This is a genomic window from Acidovorax sp. ST3, from assembly GCF_003231145.1.
GTDB lineage: Bacteria > Pseudomonadota > Gammaproteobacteria > Burkholderiales > Burkholderiaceae_C > Acidovorax.
Genome location: NZ_QKVP01000117.1, coordinates 1 through 543 on the forward strand (window position 1 = coordinate 1; position 543 = coordinate 543).

At 75.5% G+C, this 543-nt stretch carries 1 protein-coding gene; it reads left to right on the plus strand.

Annotated elements, in window-relative coordinates; all coding sequences use genetic code 11:
• A partial coding sequence (locus tag DNK89_RS23880; protein WP_161958991.1) for a GNAT family N-acetyltransferase occupies window positions 1–402 on the plus strand: 402 nt, incomplete at its 5' end.
• Between the last annotated feature and the right edge of the window lie 141 nt (window positions 403–543).

Below are 543 nucleotides of genomic sequence, written 5' to 3' on the forward strand. Positions count from 1 at the left end.
CTGCGCGCCGACGGCGACGCCGCCGTCTCGCTGGTCGCCGAACAGGACGGCGTTCTGGTCGGGCACATCCTGTTCTCGTCGCTGAGCATCGTCGGCGCGCAGGGCGCGCTGAAGGCCGTGGCCCTGGCGCCGGTGGCGGTGGACCCCGCCCGCCAGAACCAGGGCGTCGGCGGGGCGCTGATCCGCGCCGGCCTGGACGCCTGCCGCGAGGCCGGCTTCGAGGCCGCGGTGGTGCTCGGCCACGCCGACTATTATCCGCGCTTCGGGTTTTCCGCCCAGGCGGCGCTGGGACTGAAGGCGCCGTTCTCGGGGCCGTCCTTCATGGCCATCGACCTGCGCGGCCAGGACGGCGCGGCCCTGGCGGGCGAGGTGCGCTACGCCCGCGCCTTCGGCCTGGACTAGGCGTTCAGGCCGTCGCCCGCGCCCGCTCGGCGGCGTCGATCACCGCCTTGACGAAGACGTCGAACAGGCCGGCCGGCAGGTCGTGCCCCATGCCCGGCACCAGGCGCAGCTCGGCGCCGGCGATGGTCGCGGCGGTGTCGC